26 protein-coding genes are annotated in these 26564 nt (G+C 71.9%); 16 read left to right on the forward strand and 10 right to left on the reverse strand.

Going from position 1 to position 26564, the window contains the following annotated elements; genetic code table 11:
* The first annotated feature begins 43 nt into the window (after positions 1-43).
* Positions 44-1312: an MFS transporter gene (locus tag AB0J76_RS42985; protein WP_352324658.1), complete on the forward strand. Its 1269-nt coding sequence runs from the start codon at positions 44-46 to the stop codon at positions 1310-1312.
* Positions 1312-1980, forward strand: coding sequence for a peptidyl-tRNA hydrolase (locus AB0J76_RS42990; protein ID WP_352324659.1), 669 nt, complete (start codon positions 1312-1314; stop codon positions 1978-1980). Before AB0J76_RS42985 ends, AB0J76_RS42990 begins: the two co-directional genes overlap by 1 nt.
* Here AB0J76_RS42990 and AB0J76_RS42995 read toward each other — a convergent pair.
* On the reverse strand, positions 1970-2935 hold the full coding sequence (locus AB0J76_RS42995) for a DUF3616 domain-containing protein (protein WP_352324660.1): 966 nt from the start codon (positions 2933-2935) through the stop codon (positions 1970-1972). The two genes, AB0J76_RS42990 and AB0J76_RS42995, sit on opposite strands and share 11 nt — an antisense overlap.
* Before the next feature lie 170 nt (positions 2936-3105).
* On the opposite strand from AB0J76_RS42995, the gene AB0J76_RS43000 reads away from it, so the two are divergent.
* From AB0J76_RS43000 to AB0J76_RS43025, 6 genes are all read left to right on the forward strand, one after another.
* Positions 3106-3924 (forward strand): hypothetical protein, encoded by an 819-nt coding sequence (locus AB0J76_RS43000; RefSeq protein WP_364393207.1) that lies wholly within the window; start codon positions 3106-3108, stop codon positions 3922-3924.
* 37 nt (positions 3925-3961) lie between these two features.
* Positions 3962-5881 (forward strand): ATP-dependent zinc metalloprotease FtsH, encoded by a 1920-nt coding sequence (ftsH, locus tag AB0J76_RS43005; protein WP_352327803.1) that lies wholly within the window; start codon positions 3962-3964, stop codon positions 5879-5881.
* A gap of 99 nt (positions 5882-5980) precedes the next feature.
* Positions 5981-6571: a DUF937 domain-containing protein gene (locus tag AB0J76_RS43010; protein WP_352327804.1), complete on the forward strand. Its 591-nt coding sequence runs from the start codon at positions 5981-5983 to the stop codon at positions 6569-6571.
* 28 nt (positions 6572-6599) lie between these two features.
* Positions 6600-7181, forward strand: coding sequence for a nucleoside triphosphate pyrophosphatase (locus tag AB0J76_RS43015; protein WP_352327805.1), 582 nt, complete (start codon positions 6600-6602; stop codon positions 7179-7181).
* Between the two features lie 10 nt (positions 7182-7191).
* The gene (locus AB0J76_RS43020) at positions 7192-7971 is read left to right on the forward strand and encodes an EI24 domain-containing protein (protein WP_352327806.1); all 780 of its coding nucleotides are present in this window, start codon (positions 7192-7194) and stop codon (positions 7969-7971) included.
* A gap of 202 nt (positions 7972-8173) precedes the next feature.
* Positions 8174-9277 (forward strand): DUF4192 domain-containing protein, encoded by a 1104-nt coding sequence (locus AB0J76_RS43025; RefSeq protein ID WP_352327807.1) that lies wholly within the window; start codon positions 8174-8176, stop codon positions 9275-9277.
* Positions 9278-9321: 44 nt separating this feature from the next.
* On the opposite strand, the gene AB0J76_RS43030 is transcribed toward AB0J76_RS43025, so the two are convergent.
* Complete coding sequence (locus tag AB0J76_RS43030) at positions 9322-9666, reverse strand: hypothetical protein (protein WP_352327808.1); 345 nt, start codon at positions 9664-9666, stop codon at positions 9322-9324.
* 130 nt (positions 9667-9796) lie between these two features.
* Between AB0J76_RS43030 and AB0J76_RS43035 the strand changes: the two genes are divergently transcribed.
* Entirely contained in the window at positions 9797-10393 is a 597-nt protein-coding gene (locus AB0J76_RS43035; RefSeq protein WP_352327809.1) for a DUF1707 and DUF4870 domain-containing protein, read from the forward strand.
* A gap of 185 nt (positions 10394-10578) precedes the next feature.
* Here AB0J76_RS43035 and AB0J76_RS43040 read toward each other — a convergent pair whose 3' ends face one another.
* The 4 genes from AB0J76_RS43040 to AB0J76_RS43055 form a co-directional block, all read right to left on the reverse strand.
* Positions 10579-11391, reverse strand: a complete 813-nt coding sequence (locus tag AB0J76_RS43040) for a septal ring lytic transglycosylase RlpA family protein (RefSeq protein ID WP_352327810.1) — start codon at positions 11389-11391, stop codon at positions 10579-10581.
* Positions 11392-11950: 559 nt separating this feature from the next.
* Positions 11951-13474 carry an ATP-dependent DNA ligase gene (locus tag AB0J76_RS43045; protein WP_352327811.1) on the reverse strand — a complete coding sequence of 508 codons (1524 nt, stop codon included), beginning with the start codon at positions 13472-13474 and terminating at the stop codon, positions 11951-11953.
* Between the two features lie 109 nt (positions 13475-13583).
* Positions 13584-13958, reverse strand: a complete 375-nt coding sequence (locus tag AB0J76_RS43050) for an FKBP-type peptidyl-prolyl cis-trans isomerase (RefSeq protein ID WP_352327812.1) — start codon at positions 13956-13958, stop codon at positions 13584-13586.
* Between the two features lie 154 nt (positions 13959-14112).
* The gene (locus tag AB0J76_RS43055) at positions 14113-15552 is read right to left on the reverse strand and encodes a GuaB1 family IMP dehydrogenase-related protein (protein WP_352325202.1); all 1440 of its coding nucleotides are present in this window, start codon (positions 15550-15552) and stop codon (positions 14113-14115) included.
* A 96-nt stretch (positions 15553-15648) separates the two neighbouring features.
* On the opposite strand from AB0J76_RS43055, the gene AB0J76_RS43060 reads away from it, so the two are divergent.
* Positions 15649-16101, forward strand: coding sequence for an effector binding domain-containing protein (locus tag AB0J76_RS43060; RefSeq protein ID WP_352325203.1), 453 nt, complete (start codon positions 15649-15651; stop codon positions 16099-16101).
* A gap of 9 nt (positions 16102-16110) precedes the next feature.
* Here the strand turns inward: AB0J76_RS43060 and AB0J76_RS43065 are convergent, their stop codons facing one another.
* Positions 16111-16629, reverse strand: coding sequence for a helix-turn-helix domain-containing protein (locus tag AB0J76_RS43065; protein ID WP_352325204.1), 519 nt, complete (start codon positions 16627-16629; stop codon positions 16111-16113).
* Positions 16630-16711: 82 nt separating this feature from the next.
* On the opposite strand from AB0J76_RS43065, the gene AB0J76_RS43070 reads away from it, so the two are divergent.
* Positions 16712-17938 (forward strand): FAD-dependent monooxygenase, encoded by a 1227-nt coding sequence (locus tag AB0J76_RS43070; protein ID WP_352325205.1) that lies wholly within the window; start codon positions 16712-16714, stop codon positions 17936-17938.
* A gap of 7 nt (positions 17939-17945) precedes the next feature.
* Here AB0J76_RS43070 and AB0J76_RS43075 read toward each other — a convergent pair whose 3' ends face one another.
* The gene (locus AB0J76_RS43075; RefSeq protein ID WP_352325206.1) at positions 17946-19067 is read right to left on the reverse strand and encodes a CaiB/BaiF CoA-transferase family protein; all 1122 of its coding nucleotides are present in this window, start codon (positions 19065-19067) and stop codon (positions 17946-17948) included.
* A 221-nt stretch (positions 19068-19288) separates the two neighbouring features.
* Between AB0J76_RS43075 and AB0J76_RS43080 the strand changes: the two genes are divergently transcribed.
* From AB0J76_RS43080 to AB0J76_RS43095, 4 genes are all read left to right on the forward strand, one after another.
* The gene (locus AB0J76_RS43080; protein WP_352325207.1) at positions 19289-20827 is read left to right on the forward strand and encodes a protein kinase; all 1539 of its coding nucleotides are present in this window, start codon (positions 19289-19291) and stop codon (positions 20825-20827) included.
* A complete protein-coding gene (locus tag AB0J76_RS43085; RefSeq protein WP_352325208.1) occupies positions 20824-21807 on the forward strand; it encodes a 2-hydroxyacid dehydrogenase in 984 nt (327 codons plus the stop codon). Before AB0J76_RS43080 ends, AB0J76_RS43085 begins: the two co-directional genes overlap by 4 nt.
* Before the next feature lie 130 nt (positions 21808-21937).
* Positions 21938-23287: an FAD-binding oxidoreductase gene (locus tag AB0J76_RS43090; RefSeq protein ID WP_352325225.1), complete on the forward strand. Its 1350-nt coding sequence runs from the start codon at positions 21938-21940 to the stop codon at positions 23285-23287.
* Between the two features lie 2 nt (positions 23288-23289).
* Positions 23290-24549 carry a cyclopropane-fatty-acyl-phospholipid synthase family protein gene (locus AB0J76_RS43095; protein WP_352325209.1) on the forward strand — a complete coding sequence of 420 codons (1260 nt, stop codon included), beginning with the start codon at positions 23290-23292 and terminating at the stop codon, positions 24547-24549.
* Positions 24550-24640: 91 nt separating this feature from the next.
* Here the strand turns inward: AB0J76_RS43095 and AB0J76_RS43100 are convergent, their stop codons facing one another.
* Positions 24641-25018: a hypothetical protein gene (locus tag AB0J76_RS43100; RefSeq protein WP_364393217.1), complete on the reverse strand. Its 378-nt coding sequence runs from the start codon at positions 25016-25018 to the stop codon at positions 24641-24643.
* 94 nt (positions 25019-25112) lie between these two features.
* Between AB0J76_RS43100 and AB0J76_RS43105 the strand changes: the two genes are divergently transcribed.
* On the forward strand, positions 25113-25487 hold the full coding sequence (locus AB0J76_RS43105; RefSeq protein WP_352325212.1) for a DUF488 family protein: 375 nt from the start codon (positions 25113-25115) through the stop codon (positions 25485-25487).
* A gap of 13 nt (positions 25488-25500) precedes the next feature.
* Here the strand turns inward: AB0J76_RS43105 and AB0J76_RS43110 are convergent, their stop codons facing one another.
* Positions 25501-26556, reverse strand: a complete 1056-nt coding sequence (locus AB0J76_RS43110; protein WP_352325213.1) for a phosphotransferase — start codon at positions 26554-26556, stop codon at positions 25501-25503.
* Positions 26557-26564 lie beyond the last annotated feature (8 nt).

Here is a 26564-nt window from a genome sequence, read left to right on the forward strand (position 1 = left end):
GGGCCACTCGCGCCGTCAAAATGCGATGAATCAGGATTGGCGCATGACGTTGAGCACCACCCCCACCCCCACGCGGACCCACAGGATCCACCGCGCCTGGTGGGTCGCGGCCGTGGCCTTCGTGGCCATCCTCGGCGCGGCCGGCTTCCGCGCCACCCCCGGCGTGCTGATCACCCCGCTGCACGACGAGTTCGGCTGGAGCAGGGGCACGATCTCGCTGGCAGTGTCGATCAACCTGGTGCTCTACGGGCTCACCGCGCCCTTCGCCGCCGCGCTGATGGACCGCTTCGGCATGCGCCGCGTGGTGTCGCTGGCCCTGCTGCTGGTCGCGGTGGGCAGCGGGCTCACCGTGATCATGACGGCGAGCTGGCACCTGCTGCTGTTCTGGGGCGTGTTCATCGGGCTCGGCACCGGGTCGATGGCGCTGGTGTTCGCCGCCACGGTGACCGACCGCTGGTTCGTCCGGCACCGGGGGCTCGTCACCGGCATCCTGACCGCGGCGGGCGCGACCGGGCAGCTCATCTTCCTGCCCGTGCTGGCCTGGCTCGCCGAGGGGCCGGGCTGGCGGGTGGCCTCCCTGACGGTGGCGGGCGCCGCGCTCGCGGTGGTGCCGTTCGTCTGGTGGTTGCTGCGCGACCACCCCGAGGAAGTGGGCACGACGGCGTTCGGCGCCGAGGCGGGCGCCGTACGGACCGGGCCGGCCGGCGGGAACGCGGCGGCGCGGGCGCTGACGGTGCTGCGCTCGGCCGCGCGCACGCGGCCCTTCTGGTTCCTCGCCGGCGGCTTCGCGATCTGCGGCATGAGCACGAACGGCCTGGTCGGCACGCACTTCATCCCCGCCGCGCACGACCACGGCATGGCCGAGCCGGTCGCCGCCGGCCTGCTCGCCATCATCGGGATCTTCGACATCGCCGGGACGGTCGCCTCCGGCTGGCTCAGCGACAAGGTCAACCCCAAGCTGCTGCTCGGCGTCTACTACGGCCTGCGCGGCCTGTCGCTGATGCTGCTGCCCGGCCTGTTCGCGGCCACCACCGAGCCCAGCATGCTGATCTTCATCGTGTTCTACGGCCTGGACTGGGTGGCCACCGTGCCCCCGACCGTCGCCCTGTGCCGCCAGATCTACGGCCAGGACGGCGCGGTCGTGTTCGGCTGGGTGTTCGCCTCCCACCAGGTGGGCGCCGCCGTCGCCGCCGTGGGCGCCGGCCTGACCCGCGACCACCTCGGCGCCTACGACCTGGCCTGGTACGCCGCCGGCGCCCTCTGCCTGCTGGCCGCGGGAATGTCTCTGGCCATCCGGCATGCTAGACGGTGATGAACGAGACCGAACTGATGGTCCTCCCCCTCGTGGTCAGGATCGAGAGGGCCGCTCCCCCCGAGCGCACCGACGCGCTGGAGGCCGCCGCCATGGCCGTGCTGAGCCTGCTGGACGACCCGGGGGAGTGGGCCGCGGAGCTGCACGCCTGGCAGTCCACCGGCAAGATCCGCAAGGTGGTGCGGCGCGCCAGGGGCGCCGAGTGGCGCAGGGCCGCCGCGCTCCCCGGCCGCACGGTCGAGCACCGCACGGCGCAGGTGCGGGTGCACCCGCCCGTCCCGCTCGACGCCTGGCCCAAGGATCTGGCCCGGCTCCAGGTGGGCGGCACCGAGCTGAGCGACGCCGCCGAGCCCGGCGAGCCGCCCGCCGGGCCGCCGGTCCTGTGGGAGAACCCCGCGCTGACCATGTCGGCGGGCAAGGCCATGGCCCAGGCCGGGCACGCCGCGCAGCTCGCCTGGTGGGCCAGCGACGAGGCCGAGCGGGCCGCCTGGCGGGCGGACGGCCTGGCGGTCTCCGTGCGCGCCGCGTCCGGCAGGGACGACTTCGACGCCAAGGTGGCCGCCGGATTGCCCGTGGTGCGCGACGCCGGGTTCACCGAGATCGAGCCGGGTTCGTGCACGTTCGTCGCCGAGGCGCCCTGGCTGCTCGGGCGGGTCGCTAGATCGTGAAGACGTCGGCCAGCACGCCGCCCGCCGGGGTGATGCGGGCGGGCGACGGGCTGTCGTAGACGACCATGAGCCGGCCGTCGGGCAGCACGGCCAGCCCTTCCGGATGGTCGTCGCCGACGCCGTAGGGCAGCTCCAGGACCGTCTCCAGGTCGTGCGCGGGCACGAGGCCGCCGTCCTGCCTTTCCCGCCAGCGCACGACCCGGACCGGGCCGTCCAGGCTCATCGTGGGGCCGGTGAGCAGCAGCAGGTCGCCGCCGTGCGGGCACATGTCCCGCACGCCCAGCCCGCCGAGGTCGAGGAAGTGCTTGCGGTACGGCCCGTCGAGCCGTAACCGGCCGCCGCCGTCGTCCACCGGACGGATCTCCAGCACCACCGCCCAGCCGCGCAGCACCGGCCCGCGCAGCCCGAGGTAGACCCGCTCGCCCACGACCGCGATGCCCTCGATGTCGAGCCCGTTGTCCTTGCCCGGCAGCGCCAGGAACGGCGCCAGATGGCGGTCATCGGCCAGCATGGCGGCGACGTTGCGCTCGCCGGACAGGATCGCGCCGGGCAGCGGGCGCTCGCCGGTGCCGTCCAGCGGCAGGCGGACCAGGATGAACCGGTTCTCCTCGCGGACGACCGTGCCCAGCCGTCTGATCGACTTCTCCGGCGAGCCCGGCTTGGCCTTGCGGCGCTTGAGGCTGTGCGAGCCGACCGCCCACAGATGGCCGTCGGCCCTGGCCAGGCCCTCGATGTCGGCCTCGTCGAAGCGTCCGGCGGGCAGGTTCACGTAGTCGGCCAGGAAGAACGAGCGCTCGTCGCCGTAGTGGTCGCCGGTCCAGGTGAGCCGCTCGACGGTGGCGGTCTCGTCGCCGGCCACCCACAGGCCCGACGGCTCCCACCTGACCGCGGAGAGATTCGTGTGCGTCTGGGCGAACCGGGAGTCCTCGCCGAACCGCAGTTCCACCTGTTCCACCCCGCCATGATTGCACTTCGGTCGCTTCACACACGCAATGGCGGGATATGTCGTACGCTCCCGTCGTGCTCCATGGGGAAGATGAGACCGAGGGTTCACGAGTGAGAACCACAGACCGCCCTGCGAACCCTGTTTCACCGCCCAGGCGCTCCCGCATCGGCGATGTCCGCATGCGGTCGATCTATCGGGGGCTCGCCGTCGTGGCGGCCGTGGCGGTCGGCGCCACGGTGATCGTCCTGGCGCTCCCGTCCGGGCCGGACGAGGTCGTGGCGGGGCCGGTAACCGCGCCGCCGGCCGCACCCGCCTCGTCCGCACCGGCCCCATCCGCGCCGGCCCCCACCCCGTCGGCCACCCCCACGCCGACGTCGTCCGCCACGCCGACCTCCTCCCTCACGCCGACGTCGGCGCTCACGGCGACCCCGTCGCCGTCGCCGGGCGCCTCGCTCGCGCCCGGCTACACCGCCATGCAGGCCCTGTACGCCGACCCGCGGGTGCCCCGCCTGACCGGCCGGGTCAAGCGGATGGCCCTGCCCCGGCCGGCCAGGCGGCTGATGAAGGACCGGCGCACCGGCCTGGCCGTGCCGCGGCTGGGCAAGCCGTGGAAGACGCACGGGGCGGCGCCGTTCACCAGCAAGCAGGTGCTGCCGGCGGTGCGCGGCGGCAGGCTGCGCGGCATGCTGGTGACCTGCCCGTTGCCGATCATGGAGCAGAAGTCGCCGCGCGACACGGCGCTGCTGGCCGCGCGCTGGACGCTCAACCACCACCCCAAGGGCTCCAAGATCAGCTGGCTCGCCTCACAACGCGTCAAAACCGGATGGATGCTCGTATACCGCGTCAAATACGGCAAACATTCCTCTCGAGCGGCCGTCGTGGTGATGGACGGGGGAATGAGCAAGCCGGGACTTGCGTTCGTCACAGTGCCTGACTCGCAGAGAAAGCGCTGGCGTGATATTGGCCGCGTCGTCTCAGGAGTGCGTGTTCTAGGCTAGAAAGATCATGTATGCGGCGATGTGGGGGAGTGACGCCGTGGAACGCTCTGGACCGCCGCAGGCACCGAACAAGGGCAAGGTCAAGCCGCCCTGGCGCTCGGAAGGCCTGCCCGGTTCGCCAGGCGGGCGGCCGAAGATCAACTGGTGGCGCTTCGTCGTCACCCTGCTCGTCGTGTACGCGGGCTTCTTCGTCGTCTCCTCGCTGGTCGACAACAACTCGGTCGAGACGATCTCCTACACCGAGTTCACCAAGCAGGTCGAGGCGAAGAACGTCAAGGACATCTACGCCCAGGGGCTGTCGGTCGAGGGCGACCTGAGGAGCGCGGCCAAGAACCCCGAGAGCAACGAGTCCTACACCAAGTTCCAGACCGAGATCCCCGCCTTCGCCAACACCGACCAGCTCGACCAGCAGCTCAAGTCGGCCCAGGTGGAGACCACGTCCAAGCCGCTGACCCGCGGCTTCTTCTCCAACCTGCTGCTGTCGCTGCTGCCCGTGCTGCTGCTGGCCGGCCTGTGGATCTGGATCATGCGCCGCGGCGCCAGCATGATGGGCGGCGGCCTGAGCGGGCTCGGCAAGTCCAAGGCCGCCAAGCCGGTCGAGGCCGGCAAGGTGCGCGTCACGTTCGACGACGTCGCCGGCATCGACGAGGTGGAGAACGAGCTCGTCGAGGTCGTCGACTACCTGAAGGACCCCGGCAAGTACCGCAGGCTGGGCGCCAAGCTGCCCAAGGGCGTGCTGCTCGCCGGCCCTCCCGGCACCGGCAAGACGCTGCTGGCCAGGGCCGTGGCGGGCGAGGCCAAGGTGCCGTACTTCTCGGCCAGCGCCTCCGAGTTCATCGAGATGATCGTCGGCGTGGGCGCCTCGCGCGTCCGCGACCTGTTCGAGGAGGCCCGCAAGGTCGCGCCCTCGATCGTGTTCATCGACGAGATCGACGCCATCGGACGGGCCCGCGGCGGCGCGGGCGGCATCGGCGGCCACGACGAGCGCGAGCAGACGCTGAACCAGATCCTCACCGAGATGGACGGCTTCTCCGGCGCCGAGGGCGTGATCGTCATCGGGGCCACCAACCGGCCCGAGATCCTCGACCCGGCGCTGCTGCGTCCCGGGCGCTTCGACCGTACGGTGCAGGTGGGCCTGCCCGACGCGGCCGGACGCACGGCCATCCTGGAGGTCCACTCGCGCGGCGTGCCGCTCGACGGCGAGGTCAGCCTCGACCGCATCGCCAAGACCACCCCCGGCATGACCGGCGCAGACCTGGCCAACCTGGTCAACGAGGCCGCACTCCTCGCCGCCAAGCGCGGCAAGGAGAAGGTCGACATGTCCGACTTCGCGGACGCGCTGGAGAAGCTCCAGCTCGGCGCGGCCCGCAGCATCGTGATGCCGGAGGAGGAGCGCACCCGCACCGCCTTCCACGAGGCCGGACACGCCCTGCTCGGCATGCTCCAGCCCGGCGCCGACCCGGTCAGGAAGATCTCGATCATCCCCCGCGGCCGGGCGCTCGGCGTCACGCTGTCCACGCCCGACACCGACCGCTACGCCTACGACGAGCCGTACCTGCGCGGGCGCATCACCGGCGCGCTCGGCGGCATGGCGGCCGAGCAGGTCGTCTACGGCATCATCACCACCGGCGCCGAGAACGACCTCGAACAGGTCACCATGATCGCGCGCGGCATGGTGGGCCGCTGGGGCATGTCGGAGAAGATCGGCCCGCTGACCATCCTGCCCAACGACGGCTCCTCGCCGCAGGCGTCGCCGGCCACGCTGGCCACCGTCGACGAGGAGGCCCGGCGCATCGTGGACGAGTGCTACGAGCGCGCCGTCCAGGTGCTCACCGAGAACCGCGAACGGCTCGACGGCATCGTGGCGGCCCTGCTCGAACACGAGACGCTCGACGAGGCGAGCGCGTACGCCGCCGCCGGCCTGACCAGCGGCAGCAAGCAGCCCGCACTCGACTGAGCCCCGGCAGACCCGCCTTTCCCGAGACTTAGCGGAACCCCGGCCTTGCCTCGATCACGGCCGGGGAACGTCTCCCGCGACTCGGATCGGGGGACTGCCTTGACACTGAATGACGAGCTCCTCACCCAGCTCGGCGACTCAGGCGTAGACCAGATCGCCGGCATGCTCGGCACCGACACGGCCACGGCGCGCAAGGTCGTCGAGGCCGTGGCCGGCACCGTGATCGGCGGCATGGCCCGCAACGCCGAGCACCCCGACGGCGCCGAGGCCCTGCGCGCCGCCCTCGACGACCACGTCGACGCCGACCCCTTCAACGGCGACGTCGCCTCGCTGACCCGCGACGGCCACAGCATCCTCGGCCACGTCCTCGGCGGCCAGGGCACCGAACGGGCCGCGGCCGGGCTCTCGCAACTGGCCGGCGTCAGCTCCGGCACCATCATGCGGCTGCTCCCGCTGGTCGCCCCCATGGTCATGTCCCTCCTGGCGGCCCGCGCCGCCAAGGCCAACATGGACGCCTCCGCCCTGGCCGCCGAGCTGCGCGAGGAGCACGCCTCGCTGCCCGGCGGCCTCGGCCACCTGCTCGACGGCCTGCTGAGCGGCATCTTCGGCGGCACCGTCCCGGCCCAGGGCGGCCCGTACGACCCGGCCGACCGGCAGCCCGCGAGGGGCACCCCCAACCACGACTGGTGACCGCGCGGGCCTTCGGTAAGCTGGGACGGTGATCGTTCTGGCCTCTGCCTCGCCCACCCGCCTCACCGTGCTGCGCAACGCCGGCCTCGACCCCAAGGTGATCGTCTCCGGGGTCGACGAGGACGCCTTCTCCGCGCATTCGCCGGCGGCGCTCAGCCTCGTCCTGGCCAAGGCCAAGGCGCAGGCCGTCGCGAGCGGGCTGGAGGAGGGGCTGGTCATCGGCTGCGACTCGATCCTCGAACTCGACGGCCGCCCCTACGGCAAGCCCGGCACGCCCGAGGAGGCCGTCGAGCGCTGGCGCATCATGCGCGGGCGCACCGGCCGCCTGGTGACCGGCCACTGCGTGATCGACGTGCCGGCCGGCCGGCAGGCCGCGCAGGTGGCCACCACCGTGGTGCGCTTCGGCCAGCCGTCGGAGGAGGAGATCGCCGCCTACGTCGCCACCGGCGAGCCGCTCGGCCTGGCCGGCGGGTTCAGCATCGAGGGGCGCGGCGGCTGGTTCGTCGAGGGCATCGAGGGCGACCACGGCAACGTGCTCGGGGTGTCCCTGCCGCTGCTGCGCGAGCTGTTCGACGAGCTGGGTTACGCGGTCACGTCGTTCTGGCGCTAGCCTGCCGGGCATGCGATCTCTGCGCGACTTCGCCGCCGGCGTCGGCTTCTTCTTCCAGGGTCTGGGATGGGTGTCGCGGCACGGCCGGTGGTGGCTGTTCGGGCTGATCCCTGCGGTGATCGCGTTCGCCGTCTACGTGGCGGCGCTGATCCTGCTCGGCACCCACGCGCGCGACCTGGCCGAGTTCTTCACCCCGTTCGCCGACTCGTGGAGCTGGGCCGACCTGTTCCGCACGCTGGTGGGCATCGCGCTCTTCCTCGGCGGGCTGGCGCTGGCGGTGCTGACGTTCACGGCGCTGACGCTGGCGATCGGCGAGCCGTTCTACGAACGTCTATCGGCCGAGGCCGACCCGCTGCCCGGCGCGGTGGAGCAGCCGTGGTGGCGTACGCTGCCCCGCTCGATCAGGGACAGCCTGGTCACCCTGTTCTACGTGCTGTTGTTCACCGTGCCGCTGTTCTTCCTGGGGTTCGTGCCGGTGATCGGCCAGACGGTGGTGCCGGTGATCGGCGCCTTCATCTCCGGGTTCTTCCTGACGGTCGAGCTGACCACGCTGGCCCTCGAACGCCGGGGGGTGGCCAGGAAGGAACGCTTCGCGCTGCTGCGCCGGAACATGGGGGTCACGCTGGGGTTCGGGGTGGTGGGGTTCCTGCTGTTCCTGGTGCCGTTCGTGGCGGTGGTGGCCATGCCGGCCGCGGTGGCCGGCGCCGCCCTCCTCGTACGCACCCGCATATCCCCCACCCCACCCCCCGACCCCACCCCCAACCCCACCCACGTGATCCCACCGACGTGACCTCCGCCCGCGTGCTCCCAGCGGCCTGACTCCTACCCGCGTAACCCCCACCAGGCTGGTCCCCACCCGCAGCCCATCCCCTGACCTGCTGGGTTGTTCCACCCGCGCTGCCGTCCACAGGATGAGGTGTCGGGGCGCTCGTCATCCACAGAATCGCGCTCGGGCGTTTTCGGGACGTGCCTCCCCGGCACCCTTGACGCTCATGACGACCAACGCCCCGGCCTCCTGCCTCACGCTCACCAGCCCGGCCGACATCCTGGCCGCCGTCCCCTACCTGGTCGGCTTCCACCCCCACGACAGCCTGGTCGTGATCGGCCTCCACCGGGGCCAGGCCAAGGTGGCGGCGAGGTGGGACCTCCCGTTCCCCCAGGGCACCCTCGACCCCCTTACCGGCCTGCTGTCCCGCGAAGGCGTCACCGAGCTGGTCATCGTCGGCTACGGCAGAGGCGACACCGTCACGCCCGCCGTCGACGAGGCCAGGCGGCTGGCCGCCGCGTTGGAGATCCGTGTGGGCGAGGCGCTCCGCGCCCACGAAGGCCGCTACTGGTCCTACGTCTGCGACCTGCCCCGCTGCTGCCCGCCGGAAGGCACCCCGTACGACCCGACCACCAGCCAGATCGCCGCCGAGGCCACCGTGCGCGGCCTGGTCGCCCTCCCCGACCGCCGCAGTCTCGAACGCACGATCGCCCCCGCCGCCGGCCCGGTCCGCCTGGCGATGCGTCAGGCCACCGCCACCGCCGTCGCCGAGGTGCGAGCCCGCCTGGTGGCCGCCCCAGACCTGGACACCTTCGCCCGCGGCTACGTCGCCGAGGCGCTCGCCGAAGTCCGCGCCACCCTGACCGCCCACGCCCGCGGCGCCCGCCTCGACGACCTCGCAGCCGCCCGGCTGGGCCTGGCCCTGACCGTGATCAGAGTCCGCGACGAAGCCTGGACCATGATGCGCGAGGCCCACCTGCCCCTGTGGAAAGACCTCACTCGCCGCCTGGAGCCCCGCTTCGTCCCGCCGGCCGCCTCCTTGCTGGCCATGGCGGCCTGGCGCACGGGCGACAACATCCTGGCCACCATCGCCCTCGAACGTGCCCTCACCACCGACCCCCACTACTCGATGGCCAACCTCCTGATGCACGCCCTGCAGAGCCTGCTCTCACCCGCCGTCGTGCGAGACCGCCTGCCCACCCCCGCCGAGCTCGACACCGCCATGGGCCCGGTCAACGGCGGCTGGCTGATCCCCATGCTCGGCCTGCTCGACGACGTCCCGTCCCCGCCGGGGCCCGACCGGCACCGGGGGGCGGGTGGGAGCGCATGAAGAAAGGGTGCCGGTGGCCTCCACCAGCACCCTTCCCGTCGGAACTACAGGCTGCCTTCTTCGCGGCGCCGGCGCTCGTTGTACGCACGCATCCGAGGGGGATAGCCCGTCAGCTGCACGTCGTACACCGGTAACGCCAGATCCCGGGCCACCTTGTGGATCACCGCGGGCGACCCGACCCTGCGCCTGGTCCACTCGCCGTCGTCGGCCACCGCCACAGCTGTCGTGTCGGTGGCGAACGTCTCCGGCTCGACGTAGAACTCGACGCCACGCCGCGAACGTGCGAAGGCGATGAGCGCTTCGATGTCGGCATCGGTCGCCTCGCGGTCGAACCGCGCGATCTTCTGCCCGCGCAGCCGACGGATACCGTAGCGGTCTCGCCATCTCATGGATCCTTTTTATACCGTCCGGAGCGCCGGTGTCGGGGATGATCTCGGGGACAGCTCGGGGTTTCTCCCGATGGCACGTCCGGCTCCGAGGACGCAGTATGAAAGTTGACTGCCGAATCCAAGGAGAGGCATGACCATCATGGCTGGGGTACCCAAGACCCCCGGGCCGGGACAGGTGCCGCCAGCTCATCTGCGCGTCACCCACCAGGACCGAGAGCACGTCGTCGAGCACGTCAAGGCCGCCTACGCGGAGGGCCGCTTCGACAAGCTGGAGTTCGACGACCGGCTGGAACGCGCGATGACCGCGCGGACGCACGGCGACCTGATGCCCATCATGAACGAGCTGTACGGGACGATGGCGGTGCCGAGATTCGCGCCGCCGACGCCCCGGCCGGTCCGTCCGGAACGGGCTTCGGAGAGCAACGAACGCGTCCAGGCCGCCTTCGGCCACCTGCTGATGGCCATCGGGATCCCGGTGGTGGGCCCGTTGATCCTGCTCCTCACGGCGGCCAAGACCTCTCCCTACCTGCGGCAGCAGGCGCTGGAGGCCCTGAACTTCCAGCTCACCGTGGTGGGGGCGACCTGCATCCTGCCGCTCACCGTCATCGGCATCGTGCTGCTGCCGGTGATCTGGGTCGCCGCCGTCGTCCTGGGCATCGTCGGCGGCATCTCGGCCCTGGCCGAAAGCAGCTTCCGCTACCCGCTGACAGTCCGCCTGGTCAAGTAACGCCCGCGGAGAGCGGATGTCGGGGGACGTCCGTGAACGGCAGGGGACTGGTGAGGGCATGTCCGGCGGCCTGCGCGATTGCGGGGACGTCCGGGAATGGCGGGGACCGGGGATCCGGATCGGGCCCGCGGTATCGGGGTCGAGGGACGTACGTCGATGGACGGCCGAGGAGAGGCCGAACGCGGTCAGCGGGCCAGGACTTCGTAGCGGACGGTCATCACGCCCGCCCCCAGGCTGCCGATCGCGTCGAACGCGGCCGTGGAGAGGTCGAGGCACCGGCCGCCCACGTACGGGCCGCGGTCGTTGATGCGTACGGTGACCGACGAGCCGTTGCGCGGGTTGGTGACGCGGACACGGCTGCCCAGCGGAAGGGTCTTGTGGGCGGCGGTCATGGCGGAGGGGTTGAAGCGTTCCCCGCTGGCCGTCATCTGGGGCTCGCCGTAGTACGAGGCGCCACACGTCCCGGAGGACAGGACGCGGACCTTCGGCTTCGTGGTCCGGAGCTTGACCGGCTTGACGGTCTTGGTCGTCTTCTTCGCCGTGTCGGACGCCGCCGTGTCGGACGCCGCCGTGTCGGGGGCCGCCGTGTCGGACGCGGCCGTGTCGGGGGCCGACGATTCGGTGGCGTCGGGCCGGGCGGCCTCAGGGGCCTTCGGCGCAGGGTTGGCGCCGTGCGGGGCGTTCGGGACGCCCTTCGCGCTGGGCCCCGAAGCGGTGGAGGTCGAGGCGCTGGGGGTCGAAGCCGTGGGAGCCGGGGTGGTGGTCCTGGGCTGGGAGACGTTGGCCGCGACCGGCGGGTTGGGGGTGCCGGTGGAGGTGGTCGCCGTGGCGGCGTCCTTGGCGGCGGTGGTGCTGGGGGCGTCGTTGCCGACGGCGGCCCAGGCGGTGGTCGAGGCGGCGGCCACTACGGCGGCCCCAGCGGCGATAGCGGTCCAGCGCCGCTTGCCCGGGGAGAGCTTGCGGTCGTTGGGGGACGATTTGTGGGAGTGCTGGCCCAAGGTAAACCACGGTCCTAGCTAGGGGACATGAAAGGGAAAGGCCAGGTCAAGGGGGTGAGAGGCTTGTGACGGCCTGTCCGCCCGCAAGGGATGGGGGATCCGGCGGGCGAGGAAGAACATATGCGACAAACAGCAGGTAAAGACAACTTAATGCGACATACAGTGACATATCTCACTTAAGGGCGCAAGAGGCCCAGAACGCCGAGCGTACGCCGAGGATCTTGGGGTTTCCGAAGAACGACAGAACTCGTCTAACACCACGCCCCAGACCAATCCGACCTCAGGCCCCACCGAGGGCGAACCTGCTCCGCGGCCGCGAAGGCCCCACCGGACCTGCGATCGGGTGGCAAGGCGGGCAACCCAGTTCGCCGGCCTTCGCGTGCTGCTGTGCCTGCTTCTTGGGTGAGCAGTCCCTCATAGGAGGCAGGGGTGGCGAGGGGGGCGGCGGTCAGCGCGCGGACGTACCGTGCGTGCGCGCGGGCGGAATCGATGGCAGCACCAGGGGACCCCTCGTCCACCTCTGAGAGCCGGTCTCCGCGTGCCGGACGGCCGGGTGGGATCAGAGCATGAGGGAGCGGACGGTGGCGACGGTGTCGGCGTCCTCAGGGCGTTTGTCCGGTCGGTAGCGCAGCACCCGGGCGAAGCGCAGCGCCATCCCCCCGGGGTAGCGCGGTGAACGCTGCACGCCGTCGAAGGCGATCTCCACCACCAGTTCGGGCCGCAGCTTGACCGCCCATTCGTCGGTGGGGCCGTCGGCGAGTTCGAGGAAGCGTTCGGTCTGCCAGGCCAGCAGCTCGTCGGTGAGCCCCTTGAACGTCTTGCCGAGCATGACGAACCCGCCCTCGGGGTCGCGTGCGCCCAGGTGGAGGTTGGACAGTTTGCCCTCGCGCCGGCCATGGCCCCACTCGGCCGCCAGGACCACCAGGTCGAGCGTGTGCCGGGGCTTGACCTTGATCCAGCCCGCGCCGCGCCGGCCGGCCGCGTACGGGGAGGACAGGGCCTTGACCACCAGGCCCTCGTGGCCCGCCTTGACCACGTCGGTGAAGAACTTCTCCGCCTCGGCCACGTCGGCGGTGATCAGCCGCGGCGTCAGCAGGCCGGGCGGGACGGCGCGGGCCAGGGCCTCCTGGCGCTGCGAGTACGGCAGGTCGAGCAGGTCGGCGCCGTCGGCGCGCAGCGCGTCGAAGAAGAACACGCTGAGCGGGGTCTGCTCGCGCAGCCTGGCGACGTCGGTCTTGCTGGAGACGCGGCTCGCGGTCACCTGGAACGGGTGGGGACGTCCGTCCGGCCGCAGCGCGAGGACCTCGCCGTCGAGCACCAGGTCGGCGGAGTCGAGCCCGAGCACCGCCTCGACCAGCTCGGGCACCTGCGCGGTGATGTCGTCGAGGGTGCGGGTGAAGACCCGCACCTGCGTGCCCGAGCGGTGGGCCTGCACGCGTACGCCGTCGAGTTTCCACTCCAGGGACGCCGGCGAGCCGGCCTTCTCCAGCGCGGCGGCCACGTTGGGCGCGCTGCCGGCGAGCATGGGGGAGACCGGCCGCCCCACCTCCAGCTTGAACGCGTGCAGCGCCGCCACGCCGCCCGTCAGCGCCGCCGCGCCCACGGCGGGCAGCCAGCCGCGCAGGGTGAGCGCCCGCCGCACGTCGGCCGACGGCGCGCCGGACGCCTTGGCCAGCGCTTCGATCATGACGCCGTCGAGGGCGCCCTGGCGCAGCTCGCCGTTGAGCAGCCTGCGCATGAACTGCTGCTCCTGGCTGGTCAGCCCGGCGAACAGCTCGGCGACCAGCGCTCTGCGCGCCGCCTGCGAGCCGGGGCCGGAGACGGCCTTGATCCGGGTCAGCAGCGCGTCGACGGTCGTGAGGGTGGCGGTGGCGGCGAGTTTGGGCTGCGGGACGTCCTCCAGCGAGCGCCAGCCCACGCCGATCTGGCGCTGGGGCAGGTCGCCCGACAGGTAGGCGATGGCGATCTCTGCCTCGTCCGGGCCGACCCGGGCGAGCAGCTCGGCCAGATGCCCGACCTTGCCCAGCCGTGCGGAGGTGCGCGTCACCGCGTCGGAGGTCCGGACCACGTCGATCAGAAGCACACCGCTATCGTGCCTCACCACGCCGACATTTCCCCACCCGATATGTCCCGGGTTCTCCAAAGCAGGGGTAGCCGGGCGGGCCACTGTCCGCGGCCCGCCCGTTCCCGGTCTAGCTGACGCCGAGCAGGTCGACCACGAAGATCAGCGTCTCGCCGCCCTTGATGCGCGGCGGCGCGCCGCGGTCGCCGTAACCGAGGTGCGGCGGGATGACGAGCCTGCGACGGCCGCCGACCTTCATCCCGGCGACCCCGCGGTCCCAGCCCGCGATGACGCGACCGCCCCCGAGCGGGAACTCGAACGCCTGGCCGCGGTTCCACGACGCGTCGAACTCCTCCCCGGACGAGAACGAGACACCCACGTAGTGGACGCTGACGTTGTGGCCCGGCTTGGCCTCGGGGCCAGTGCCTTCGACGAGGTCGACGATCTCCAGGTCGGCGGGCGGGTTGCCCTCGGGGAAGTCGATCTCGGGCTTCTCGAGTGCCACGAATGTGCTCCTGTTGACGATGACAATAACCCGACGACTCTATGCCGTCGGGGTACGGCCGTCGTTCATGGCCGCCCCTTCTCGGGGCGCCGGGCCGTTCCCTTCTCCCGGCGCCGGGCCGCCCGGCGCCGGGAGAAAGGGCGCGCCGCCGGGGTCACCAGCTCTGGTGCAGCGGCATGCCCTCCGCGTAGCCGGAGGAGCTCTGGATGCCGACGACGGCCTGCTGGTGGAACTCCTCCAGGTTCGCCGCGCCCGCGTACGTGCACGACGACCGCAGGCCGGCGACGATCCCGTCGATCTGGTCCTCCACGCTGGGCCGCTTGGGGTCGAGGTACATGCGCGAGGTCGAGATGCCCTCCTCGAACAGCGCCTTCCTGGCCCGGTCGTAGGCGGAGTCCTCGGCCGTCCTGAGCCGTACGGCCCGGGAGGAGGCCATGCCGAAGTTCTCCTTGTACTTGCGGCCGTCGGCGTCGGTGCGGGCGTCGCCGGGCGACTCGTACGTGCCGGCGAACCACGAGCCGATCATCACGTTGGACGCCCCGGCCGCCAGCGCCAGGGCCACGTCACGGGGGTGCCGGACGCCGCCGTCCGCCCAGACGTGCCTGCCGAGCCGGCGGGCCTCGGCCGAGCATTCGAGCACCGCCGAGAACTGCGGACGCCCGACGCCGGTCATCATCCGCGTGGTGCACATGGCGCCCGGCCCCACGCCGACCTTGAGGATGTCGGCCCCGGCCTCGACCAGGTCGCGCACGCCCTCGGCGGTCACCACGTTGCCCGCCGCGACCGGCACGCCGGGGTCGAGCGCCCGGACGGCGCGCAGGGCGGCGATCATCTTCTCCTGGTGGCCGTGGGCGGTGTCCACGACCAGGCAGTCGGCCCCGGCCTCCAGCAGCTCCTTGGCCTTGGCGGCGACGTCGCCGTTCACGCCGACGGCCGCGGCGATGCGCAGGCGGCCCTGGGCGTCGAGCGCGGGCTGGTAGAGGGTGGCCCGCAGCGCGCCCGTACGGGTGAGGATGCCGACCAGCCGGCCCTCGTCGTCCACGATGGGCGCGAGGCGGTGGCGGCCCTCGTGCAGGCGGTCGAAGGCGGCGCGCGGGTCGAGCCCGGCGGGCAGCGTCAGCAGCTCGCTCGACATGACCTCGGACAGCTGCGTGTACATGTCCACGCCCTGGCAGTCGGCCTCGGTCACCACGCCGACGGGCCGGTTGTCCCAGTCGACGACGATGACCGCGTTGTGGGCGCGCTTGGGCAGCAGTTGCAGCGCCTCGCCCACGGTGTCGTGCGGGGTGAGGGTGAGCGGCGTGTCGTGGACCAGGTCGCGCTTCTTGACCCAGTCGACCACGTCGGCGACGACGTCGAGGGGGATGTCCTGGGGGATCACGGTGATCCCGCCGCGCCGGGCCACGGTCTCGGCCATGCGGCGGCCGGCGACCGCGGTCATGTTGGCGACGACGATCGGGATCGTGGTGCCCGTGCCGTCGTTCGTGGACAGGTCGACCGCGAGCCGCGATCCGACCGAGGAGCGCGACGGCACCATGAACACGTCGCTGTAAGTCAAATCGTAACGAGGCTCTTGGTCGTTGAGAAACTTCACGTTCATCCATCTTATGGGGTGACAGGGCTAACTAGGGGTTTCCCCCGTTCTCCGGGGCTTATGATCGGCCGGGGACACATTTGGGGGAGGTATGTCGTGGACATCGTCGAACGGGCCGAGCTGATCGTTGTCGGCTTCGCCGTACGCACGACCAACGCCGACGAGGCGGATCCGGCGCGGGCGGCGCTGCCCGCGCTGTGGCAGCGGGCGGGCGCGCCGGGGGCCTTCGCGCACGTGCCGGGCCGCATCGACGAGAACCTCTACGCGGTGCTGACCGACTACGAGAGCGACCACACCGGCGCCTACACGCAGATCGTCGGCATCGGCGTGCGCACGGTGCCGCGCCTGCCCGAGGGCATGGTGGCGGTGCGCGTGCCGGCCGCCAAGTCGATCCGGCTGGAGGCCCGCGGGCAGCTGCCGCAGGCGCTGATCGAGGCGTGGCAGCAGGTGTGGCGGCACACCGAGTCGGGCGGCCAGCCCTCCCGCGCCTTCACCACGGACCTGGAGGTCCATCACTTCGAGGGCGCCGACCTCTACGTGGCCGTCTAGGCCCAGGGGTCACAACCCGAGCGCCTCGGCCGCCGCCGCGACGGCCGTCGGCTTGACCTCCTCCAGGGGGAGGCCGGCGTACTCGACCGTGCAGTCGGCCATGCCGCCGAGCGCCAGCGTGGCGCGGATCTGCTGGGCCTGCGTGAGCTCGGGACCGAGCAGCAGGGCGATCAGCTCGCGCCGCCATTCGAACATGCGCTGACCCAGGTCGAGGTAGGCCAGGATCGACAGGTCGCGCACCATCATCCCGGTCACGTCGCGGTGGCGCCACATGAGCTCGAAGTAGTCGTCGAGCAGCGCGCGCGGGTCGCCGGGCTCCTGCCTGGCGGCGAAGCGCTCGAAGTCCTCCACCAGCGGCTGCACGATGCTGCGCACCAGGTCGTCGCGTGAGGCGAAGTGGTAGTAGAGCGCGGGCTTGGTGATGCCCAGCCGGTCGGAGATCTGGCGCAGGCTGGTGTTCTGCACGCCCTGCTCGGCGAACAGCTCGCGGGCCACCGCCTGGATGCGGGACTTGGTGTCACTGGGCATGCCTGAAGTTTATCCCTTACCTACCGTTAAGTAAGGACGCGTGCTAGCGTGCACTTACCAACCGTTAAGTAAGGAGGTGGCCATGAAGGTGCTCGTCTCGGGCGCCAGCGTCGCCGGACCGGTGCTGGCGTACTGGCTGACCAGGTACGGCTTCGAGGTCACGGTCGTCGAACGCGCCCCGGCGCTCAGGAAGTCGGGCGGCCACGCGGTGGACCTGTTCCGGCCCGCCATGGACATCGTCGAGAAGATGGGCCTCCTGGAGGCGGTCCTGGCGAAGAAGACCGGCACCGACCGGCTCAGCGTCCACCGGGAGGGCCGGGCGCGGCCCGTGGAGCTGGAGCTGCGCCGCCTCCTCGCCGCCGTCTCCGACCGGCACGTCGAGATCATGCGCGACGACCTGAGCGAGGTCTTCTTCGAGGCCACCCGGCACGACGCCGCCTACGTCTTCGGCGACTCCATCGCCTCGATCTCCGAGGACGGCGAGGTGCGCTTCGACAGCGGCCGGCAGGACCGCTTCGACCTGGTGATCGGCGCCGACGGGCTGCACTCCAACGTGCGCCGCCTGACCTTCGGCCCCGAGGAGCGCTTCGCCACCTGGATCGGCGCGTACCTGGCCGTCGCCTCCGTCCCGGACTTCCTGGGCCTCGAGGGCCGGATGGAGGCCCTGGCGGGCGAGGGCTACATGGCCGCCGTCTACAGCGCCGCGCACATGGACGACGCGCGGGCCGGCTTCCTGTTCAGGACGACGGAGCCGCTCGACTACCACTACCGCGACGTGGCCCGCCAGAAGGAACTGCTGCGCGAGCGGTTCGGCGGCCTGGGCTGGCACGTCCCCAGGATCCTGGACGAGGTGGACCGCACGTCCGCCTTCTACTTCGACTCCATCACCCAGCTCAGGCTCGACTCCTGGTCGCGCGGCCGGGTGACGTTGGCCGGCGACGCCGGCTACTGCCCGGGGCCGGCCGTGGGCGGCAGCACGAGCCTGGCGGTCGTGGGGTCGTACGTGCTGGCCGGCGAGCTGGCCGCGCACGGCGGCGACCACCGCACGGCCTATCCCGCCTACGAGGCCGAGATCGGCGAGTACGTGCGCCGCAGCCGCGCCTTCGCCCGCCGCGCGGCCGCGGGGATCGTCCCCGGGAGCCGCTTCGACGTGTGGGCGCTCACCCAGGGCATCCGCCTGGTCAACCACCTGCCGGTCGCGCTCACCAGGGCCGCGACCAAGATCAGCAGCAAGGGGGTGCGCCTGCACGACTCGATCCGGCTCAAGGACTATGCCGCCCACGCGCGACCGGTGACGTCCCGCCCCTGACGAAGGCTCAGGCCAGCACGCCCTGCTCCCGCAGCTTCTCTGCCTCCGCGGCCGGCAGCCCCCACGCGGACAGGTCCGTGAGGCGGGTGGCCGGCGACAGGTCCGGGGCCGGCACGCCGAGCAGGCGCGGCGCGGGCACCGGCTGGGTCACGCCGCCGACCTCGGCGAACGCGCCCCGGGCGACGTTGTGCGGGTGCCGCGCGGCCTCGGCCATGGACAGCACGGGCGAGACGCAGGCGTCCGAGCCCTCGAACCGGGCCTCCCACTCGGCGCGGGTGCGCTTGGCGAACTCTTCGGCCAGCCGGGCCTTGAGTGCGGGCCACTGCGTCCTGTCGTTCCGGTCGGGCAGGCCGGTCAGGCCCATCAGGTTCACCATGGCGTCCCAGAACTGCGGTTCGAGCGAGCCTACGGCCAGGAAGCCGCCGTCGGCGGTCTCGTAGGTGTCGTACTGGGGGGCGCCGGTGTCGAGCAGGTTGGTGCCGCGCGGGCCCCAGAAGCCGCTCTGGGCGGCCTGGTAGAACATCGAGAACAGCAGGGCGGCGCCGTCCACCATGGCGGCGTCGATCACCCGGCCCCTTCCGGTGCGCTCGCGTTCGAACAGGGCCAGCAGCACGCCGTAGGCGAGCATGAGGCCGCCGCCGGCGAAGTCGCCGAGGATGTTGATCGGCGGGGTGGGCTTGCCGCCCTCGCGGCCGAGCATCGACAGCACGCCGGAGATCGCGATGTAGTCGATGTCGTGGCCGGCGGTGGGCGCGAGCGGGCCGTCCTGCCCCCAGCCGGTCATCCGGCCGTAGATCAGCCGCTCGTTCACCGCGTGCAGGTCCGCGGGGCCGATGCCGAGCCGTTCGGCGACGCCGGGACGGAACACCTCGATCACCACGTCGGCGTTGCGGGCCAGCTCCTTGAAGGCGGCCACGCCCTCGGGCGACTTCAGGTCCAGGCCGATCGTCCGCTTCCCGCGGTCCATCACGTCCGTACGAGGTCGGTCGGAGACGGCCTTCACCCGGTCGACCCGCAGCACCTCGGCGCCGTGGTCGGCCAGCATCATCCCGGCGAACGGCCCCGGGGCCAGCCCCGCGAGCTCCAGCACGCGCACCCCGGCCAGCGGGCCGCCACTACCCTTCGACATGGACATCTCCTCGACAGTCGCACAGGCGAACGCTTGGCTTCACGGCTCCGAACCCGCCTCAGTAGAACAACATTCGGCACGTCGTGGCAAGCGGCCTTTTGCGTCCTTCCCGCGAACTCGTGGGAGGTATGGGAAACTTGCCCACTGTTCGGGTGGTCTACAGATCGCCGGCGTCCAGCGGCTGTCTGCAGCAGGCGCTCGCGCCGCTACAGGGGTAGGACATGGTTTCGGAGAGCAACCGGCTTGTCGCCAGGCGCTACCAGTTACTGCGCGAACTGGGCCGCGGGGGTATGGGCGTCGTCTGGGAGGGTTACGACACGCTGCTCAACCGGCAGGTGGCCATCAAGGAGGTGCTGCTGCCCGAGGGGCTGTCGCCGGGCGAGCAGGAGCGCCACCTCATGCGCACCGCCCGCGAGGCCCGTACGGCGGCCAAACTCAACCACCCCTCCGTGGTCTCGGTCTACGACGTGGTCGAGGAGGGCGGCCGGCCCTGGATCGTCATGGAGCTGGTCGCGCACCCCTCGCTCGAAGAGGTCGTGGCCACCTCGGGGGCGCTGCCCGTACGGCAGGCGGCCGACGTGGGCCGTCAGGTGCTGTCGGCGCTCAGGGCCGCCCACGAGGCCGGGATCCTGCACAGAGACGTCAAGCCCGCCAACATCCTGCTCGCCGACGACGGCCGCGCGGTGCTGATGGACTTCGGCATCGCCACGGTCGAGGGCGACGCCTCGCTGACCAGGACGGGCATGGTGACCGGCTCGCCCAGCTTCCTGGCCCCGGAACGGGTGCGCGCGGACGAGGCCGGACCGCCCTCCGACCTGTGGTCGCTCGGCGCGACGCTGTTCGCCGCGATGGTCGGCCGCTCGCCCTTCGACCGCGGCGAGGCCATGGCGACGATCAACGCGCTGCTCAACGAGGAGCCCGACTACCGGCGCATCCCGCCGATCATGCACCCGATCCTGAAGGGCCTGCTGCGCAAGGAGCCCGCCGACCGGGTGGACGCCGAGGAGGCCGACCGGCTGCTCGCGGCCATCGAGGTGGCGGCCAAGCCGTCCTACACCGACCTGCCGGAGAAGAAGCCGGGCAGCGGGCGCGGGCGGGCCGTGCTGGCCGTGGCCGCCGCCGCCGTCGTGGTCGTCGCGGGCGGCGCGGTCGCCTACTTCAAGCTCGCCACGCCCGCGGAGGGCGCCCCGCGCACCGCCCAGCCGGCCGCCGCGGCCAGCCCGCTGAGCCCGTCGCCTTCGCAGCAGCCCACGACGAGCCGGACGCCGTCGGCGACCCCCACGCCGACCGTGCGGCGGGTGCGCCCGGCCGTACGCGCGTGGACCTCGCGGGAGGGCTGGTCGATCCTGCGCCCGATCGGCTGGCGGGGCGCGCTGCGCGAGTCCGTCACCGAGTGGACGCGCCGCGACGGCAACGCCCACCTCGGCGTCGAGGCCCTGTACTCCAGCCTCGACGCCAACCAGATCCTGCGCGACTCGGAGGAGACGCTGCGGCAGGACGGCCAGGAGGTGATCAGCCGCGGCCGCCGCGTGGTCAACCACCGGGGCGTCAAGGCCGTCGAGTGGGAGTTCTCCTGGACCGCCGCCAGCGCCGCCGGCACGCACTGGATCAGGCCGGGCATGACCTACCACGAGGTGCGCCGCGCGGTGGTGTCCGGCGAGACGGCCTACATCCTGTCCTGGACGGTCACCCAGGACCAGTGGCTGCGCAACAGGACACTGATGCGACAGGTGATCGACAGCTTTACTGTGAAGGCATGAGCCCCTGGAACCTGCTCGCCCTGCCGCCGCTGCCCGAGGAGGCGACGCGCGGCCTGCTCGCCCCGCTCGGCGACCGGGTGACGGTCCGCGTGCCCGCCACCCGCGACCGGGCCGGGCTGCTGGCCGCGCTGCCCGAGGCCGAGATCGTGCTCGGCGACTGGACCTCCACGCTCGTGCTCGACGCCGAGGCGGTCAAGCACGCGCCCGCGCTGGCCTTCGTGCAGCAGCCCTCGGTGGGCGTCGACGGCCACGACCTGGCCGCCCTGGCCGAGGCCGGGGTGCCGCTGGCCAACACGCCGGGCGTCAGCGCCGTCGCGGTGTCGGAGTGGTGCCTGGCCGCCACGCTCTCGCTGTCGCGCCGGCTGGGGGCCGCCGACGCCGCCGTCCGCGCGGGGGAGTGGCCGCAGCAGGGCCTGCGCCCGCGCGAACTGAGCGGCCGCCGGGTCGGCGTCGTCGGGTACGGCCCGATCGGCGAGAACTGCGTGCGCCTGTTCGGCGCCCTGGGCTGCGAGGTCTCCTACTGGACCAGATCCCCGCGGCAGGCGCCCGGCCGCGCCGACCTGGAGGCGCTGGTGGCCGGCAGCGACGTGCTGGTCGTGGTGATCGCGCTGTCGGAGGAGACCCGCGGGCTGATCGACCCGCGCCGCATGAAGCAGGGTGCGCTGCTGGTCAACGCGGCCAGGGGCGGCGTCGTCGACCAGGCGGCGCTGGTCGCCGCGCTGCGCGACGGGCACCTCGGCGGGGCCGCGCTCGACGTGTTCGACACCGAGCCGCTGCCCGCCGGCGACCCGCTGCGCGATCTGCCGGACGTGCTGCTGTCGCCGCACGCCGCCGGGGTGACGCCCGAGGCGACGACGCGCCTGCTCACGGCCGTGCTGGACAACCTGACGGCGGCACTGGAGGGACGAGAGGTGCGGGCCGTGCTCAATGGGGTCTCACCCCTGGTTCGGCGTAGATTTCCGCATTTGCCTACCACATAGGCGTTTCACCTGGCACGATGAACAGTTTTCGTGTCTTTAACGACCCCGGTCTGTTCGAGCCGGGCCGCGGGAGATACGGTCTTACGGACGATCTCTACCAGCTCAAGGGGGTGCTTCCGTGACGACGACGATGTCGACACACCAACGGGCAGTAGAGCAGATCCGGCAGTCCTACGCCGAGATCCCCGGCGACGCCGCTCCCCGGTTGGCCAAGTCCACGTCCAACCTGTTCAGGTTCCGTGACGGAGGCAGGACGGCCAAGCTGTCGGCCAGAGACCTCGACGAGGTCATCAGCGTCGATCCGGCGACGATGACGGCCGAGGTCCAGGGCATGACCACCTACGAGCACCTCGTCGAGGCCACGTTGCCGCACGGGCTCATGCCGTACGTGGTGCCGCAGCTCAAGACGATCACGCTCGGCGGCGCCGTGACCGGCCTCGGCATCGAGTCGACCAGCTTCCGGGACGGCCTGCCGCACGAGTCGGTGGAGGAACTGGAGATCCTCACCGGCGACGGCCGCATCGTCGTGGCCCGCGACGACAACGAGCACCAGGATCTGTTCCGCGCCTTCCCCAACTCCTACGGCACGCTCGGCTACGCCCTGCGCATCCGGATCAAGCTCCGCAAGGTCCAGCCGTACGTGCACCTGACGCACATCAGGTTCACCGACGCGGCCAAGTGCATGCTGGCCATGCAGGAGATCTGCGACAGCATGGTGCACGACGGCGAGCAGGTCGACTTCGTGGACGGCGTCTTCTTCGACCCGGAGGAGATGTACATCACGCTGGGCCGCTTCGCCGACCGCGCGCCCTACGTCTCCGACTACACCGGCATGCGCATCTACTACCAGTCGATCAGGCAGCGCAGCCGCGACTGGCTGAGCATCCACGACTACCTGTGGCGCTGGGACACCGACTGGTTCTGGTGCTCGCGGGCGTTCGGCGTGCAGCAGCCGGTGGTCCGCTCGCTGATGCCGCGCCGCTGGATGCGCTCCGACGTCTACCGCAAGCTCGTCGCCCTCGACCGGCGGACCGGGCTGACCGCCCGCATCGATCGCTGGCGCGACCAGCCCGTCCAGGAGTCGGTCATCCAGGACGTCGAGGTGCCGATCGAGCGCGGCGCGCAGTTCCTGGAGTTCTTCCACGACAAGGTGGGCATGACCCCCGTCTGGATGTGCCCGCTGCGGTCGGGCTCCCAGTGGCCGCTGTACCCGCTGGAGCCGGGCAAGCTCTACGTCAACTTCGGCTTCTGGGGCATGGTCCCGCTGCCGCGCGGCCAGTTCGACGGCTACTACAACAGGCTCATCGAGGACTCGGTACACGAGCTGGACGGCCACAAGTCGCTCTACTCGACCTCCTTCTACGCCCGTGAGCAGTTCTGGGAGCTGTACAACGGTGATGCTTATTGGCCGGTCAAGCGGGAATACGACCCGAACGGTCGCCTGCTGGACCTGTACGAAAAGTGTGTACGGGGAAGGTGAGCATGGCTCTCGCAAGCATCTTTGAGAAGATCGTCGGCTCTGACGCGAACATCTCGTTCATGGCCTACGACGGCAGCAAGGCCGGTCCCGACGGCGCCGACCTCGGTCTTGAGGTCAAGTCGCCCATCGCGGTGGCCTACCTGGCGCAGGCCCCCGGGGAACTGGGCCTGGCCAGGGCGTACATCTCGGGCCACATCGACGTGCACGGCGACCTGTACACCCTGCTCGACCGCATGTGGAACATCACCACCAACGACCTGACCGCGGGCGAGAAGCTGGCCGCCGTACGGTCGCTGGGCGTCAAGCCGCTGCTCATGCGGATGCCGCCGCCCCCGCAGGAGGTGCGCCAGAGCGCCCTGGCCCGGCTCGGCTCGCGGCACGCCAAGCAGCGTGACGCCGAGGCGATCCACCACCACTACGACGTGTCCAACCGGTTCTACCGGTGGGTGCTGGGGCCGTCCATGGCCTACACGTGCGCGACCTTCCCCGAGGAGGACGCGACGCTGGAGGAGGCCCAGTACACCAAGTTCGACCTGGTGGCCAGGAAGCTCGACCTCAAGCCGGGCATGCGCCTGCTCGACGTCGGCTGCGGCTGGGGCGGCATGGTGATCCACGCCGCCAAGCACTACGGCGTCAAGGCGCTGGGCGTGACGCTGAGCCGCCAGCAGGCCGAGTGGGCCCAGAAGGCGATCGCCGACGCGGGCCTCCAGGACCTCGCCGAGGTGCGCTTCATGGACTACCGCGACGTGCGGGAGACCGGCTTCGACGCGGTCAGCTCCATCGGCCTCACCGAGCACATCGGCAAGGACAACGTCCCGTCGTACTTCGAGTTCCTCTACGGCAAGCTCAAGCCCGGCGGCCGGCTGCTCAACCACTGCATCACCCGTCCGACGGGCAAGGAGAAGACGTTCAACAAGGGCGGCTTCATCAACCGCTACGTCTTCCCCGACGGCGAGCTGGAGTCGGTGGGCTGGCTGATCAGGCAGATGGAGGACATCGGCTTCGAGATCCGCCACGAGGAGAACCTGCGCGAGCACTACGCCAAGACCCTGCGCCACTGGTGCGACAACCTCGACGCCAACTGGGACGAGGCCGTCCAGGAGGTCGGGATGGGCACGGCCAGGGTGTGGGCCCTGTACATGGCGGGCTGCATCGTGGGCTTCGAGCGCAACAAGGTCCAGCTGCACCAGGTGCTGGGTGTCAAGCTCGACGACGACGGCAGGTCCGGCGTGCAGCTGCGGCCGGCGGTCAACTGGCCGTGACGGGCGGGAGAGGGCCCGTCGCCCTCTCCCCACGGCTCACCCCGCTCCGAGGTGCTGTCCGAGCGGCCGGCTGACCTGGGTGTGCCCGGGGTCAGAGGTGGCCCACGGCGGCGACGGGCGTGCGGGTGTGCGGGCACGACCATGTCGCGACGCCGTCCGCCACCGTCGCGGTCAGCGGGTGGGTGCCGGGATGCTCGGGGCACTCCGGCCACACCGCGGGCAGCCCCTGCCCCCACAGCGCCTCGACCGCCCACTCCTGCACCTGGTCGGCGAGGTCGGCCACCTGCTCGGCCGGGCTACCGGCGACGCCGAGCCGCAGGCCCACGCCGCTGCCGTCGGGCGCGAACAGCATGAGCACCCGCTCGCCGCCCCACAGCGGCGTCTCCTCCCGCAGGTCCGGACGCACCCCGCAGGTGGCGCGCAGGTCGCGGAGCACGGGCAGCAGCGCGTCGGGGATCGGCTCGTCCACATCCCGGATCCTGGACGTCACCCGCCGGGTCCCTGAACGGCGCTTGGCATCGCCCGGCGTAGCGTGGTCTCACGGTCGGCAGGAGGGGCGGACGGTGACGGCTGGGAACAAGGTTCAGGTGCGCCGGGTCTACGACGAGCCCGCGCCGGACGACGGCGCCCGGGTGCTGGTCGACCGGCTGTGGCCGCGCGGCCTGGCCAAGGCCGGCGCCCACCTCGACGAATGGTGCAAACAAGTCGCTCCGTCCACCGAGCTGCGCACCTGGTACCGGCACGACCCCGACCGGTTCGCGGAGTTCGGCCACCGCTACCGGGACGAGCTGGCCGAGCCCGAGCGGGCCGAGGCGGTGGCCCACCTGCGCGAGCTCGCCGGGAAGGGCCCGCTGACCCTGCTCACCGCCACCAGGCAGCCCGAGATCAGCGAGGCCGCGGTGCTCGCCGAACTGCTCGCCGAACTGCTCAACGCCTGACCACCGGGAACGCTCAGCGGGCGCAGGGCCCGCCGGCGGCCAGGCCGTCGAGCGTGCGGGTGAGGAAGTGCCAGCTCAGCTCGGCGTCGCGGGTGTGGCCGTGCGGGCCGCGGAACAGGGCGACGTACTGGGCCACGTCGTCGAGGCTCCAGCGCAGCCGGTAGAGGGCCAGGGCGGCGGGGTCGGGCGTGCGGCCGCCGGCGGCCGCGTACCTGGCCAGGTCGGCGGGGGTCCTGGCGACCAGCCACAGGTCCCGTTCCGGCACGGCCAGGCCGACGGTGTCCCAGTCGACCAGCAGGCAGCGGCCCTCGTGCCGGAGCAGGTTGCCGGGGTGCGGTTCGCCGTGGGTGACGACGGGCGGGCCGAGGTCGCGGCAGCCGCGGTCGAAGTGGCGCAGCCGGGCGTGCAGGGTTCCGGCGTGCCGGTCGAGCAGGGCTCGGGCCCGCTCGGCGTACGGGCCGCCGGTCCACGGGCGGCCGGTCTCGGTCAGGGCCCGCTCCAGCGCCGCCCGTCCGGGCGGTTGCAGCGGGCGGGACGGGGTCGACGGGGGCGGGGGTGTGGCGTGCAGCTCGGCCAGCAGGTCGATGACCTGGGCGCGGTCGTGCTCGGCCGGCTCGTCGTCGAAGCCGCCGGTGACGCCGTCGATGAACGGGAAGACGCTCAGCGCGTACCGGGCGGCGAGCGGGCGGAGCAGCGCGCCGCCGTCGAGGTCCGGCACGGGCGCGACCACGAACCGCAGGGTCGCGGCCAGCGCCGCCGCCGTCTCCAGCGCCCGCCCCAGCTCCCCGAACGCCACCCGCGCCACCCCGCCCAGGTCACCGGCCGCCCGCGGCTCGTGGGGGCGGCCGGCTGGAGCCGGTAGTTCTGGCTCGCGGGACGGCACGGCGTCCGGTTCGGGGGACAGGGTGGCGGCGGTGAGGAACCAGCGCCGTCCGTCGGCGCCGGTCGCGATCCAGTGGTGGTCGCCGAAGCCCACCGGCGCGTACGCCAGCCCGACGGCCTTGATCCCCCACGCCTCCAGAGCAGGCGCCAGCAGCGATTCGTCCAGGTCCGCGGGTCTGTCACGCATCGGGCCAC

The sequence above is a fragment of the Nonomuraea sp. NPDC049624 genome, from assembly GCF_040675255.1.
GTDB lineage: Bacteria > Actinomycetota > Actinomycetes > Streptosporangiales > Streptosporangiaceae > Nonomuraea.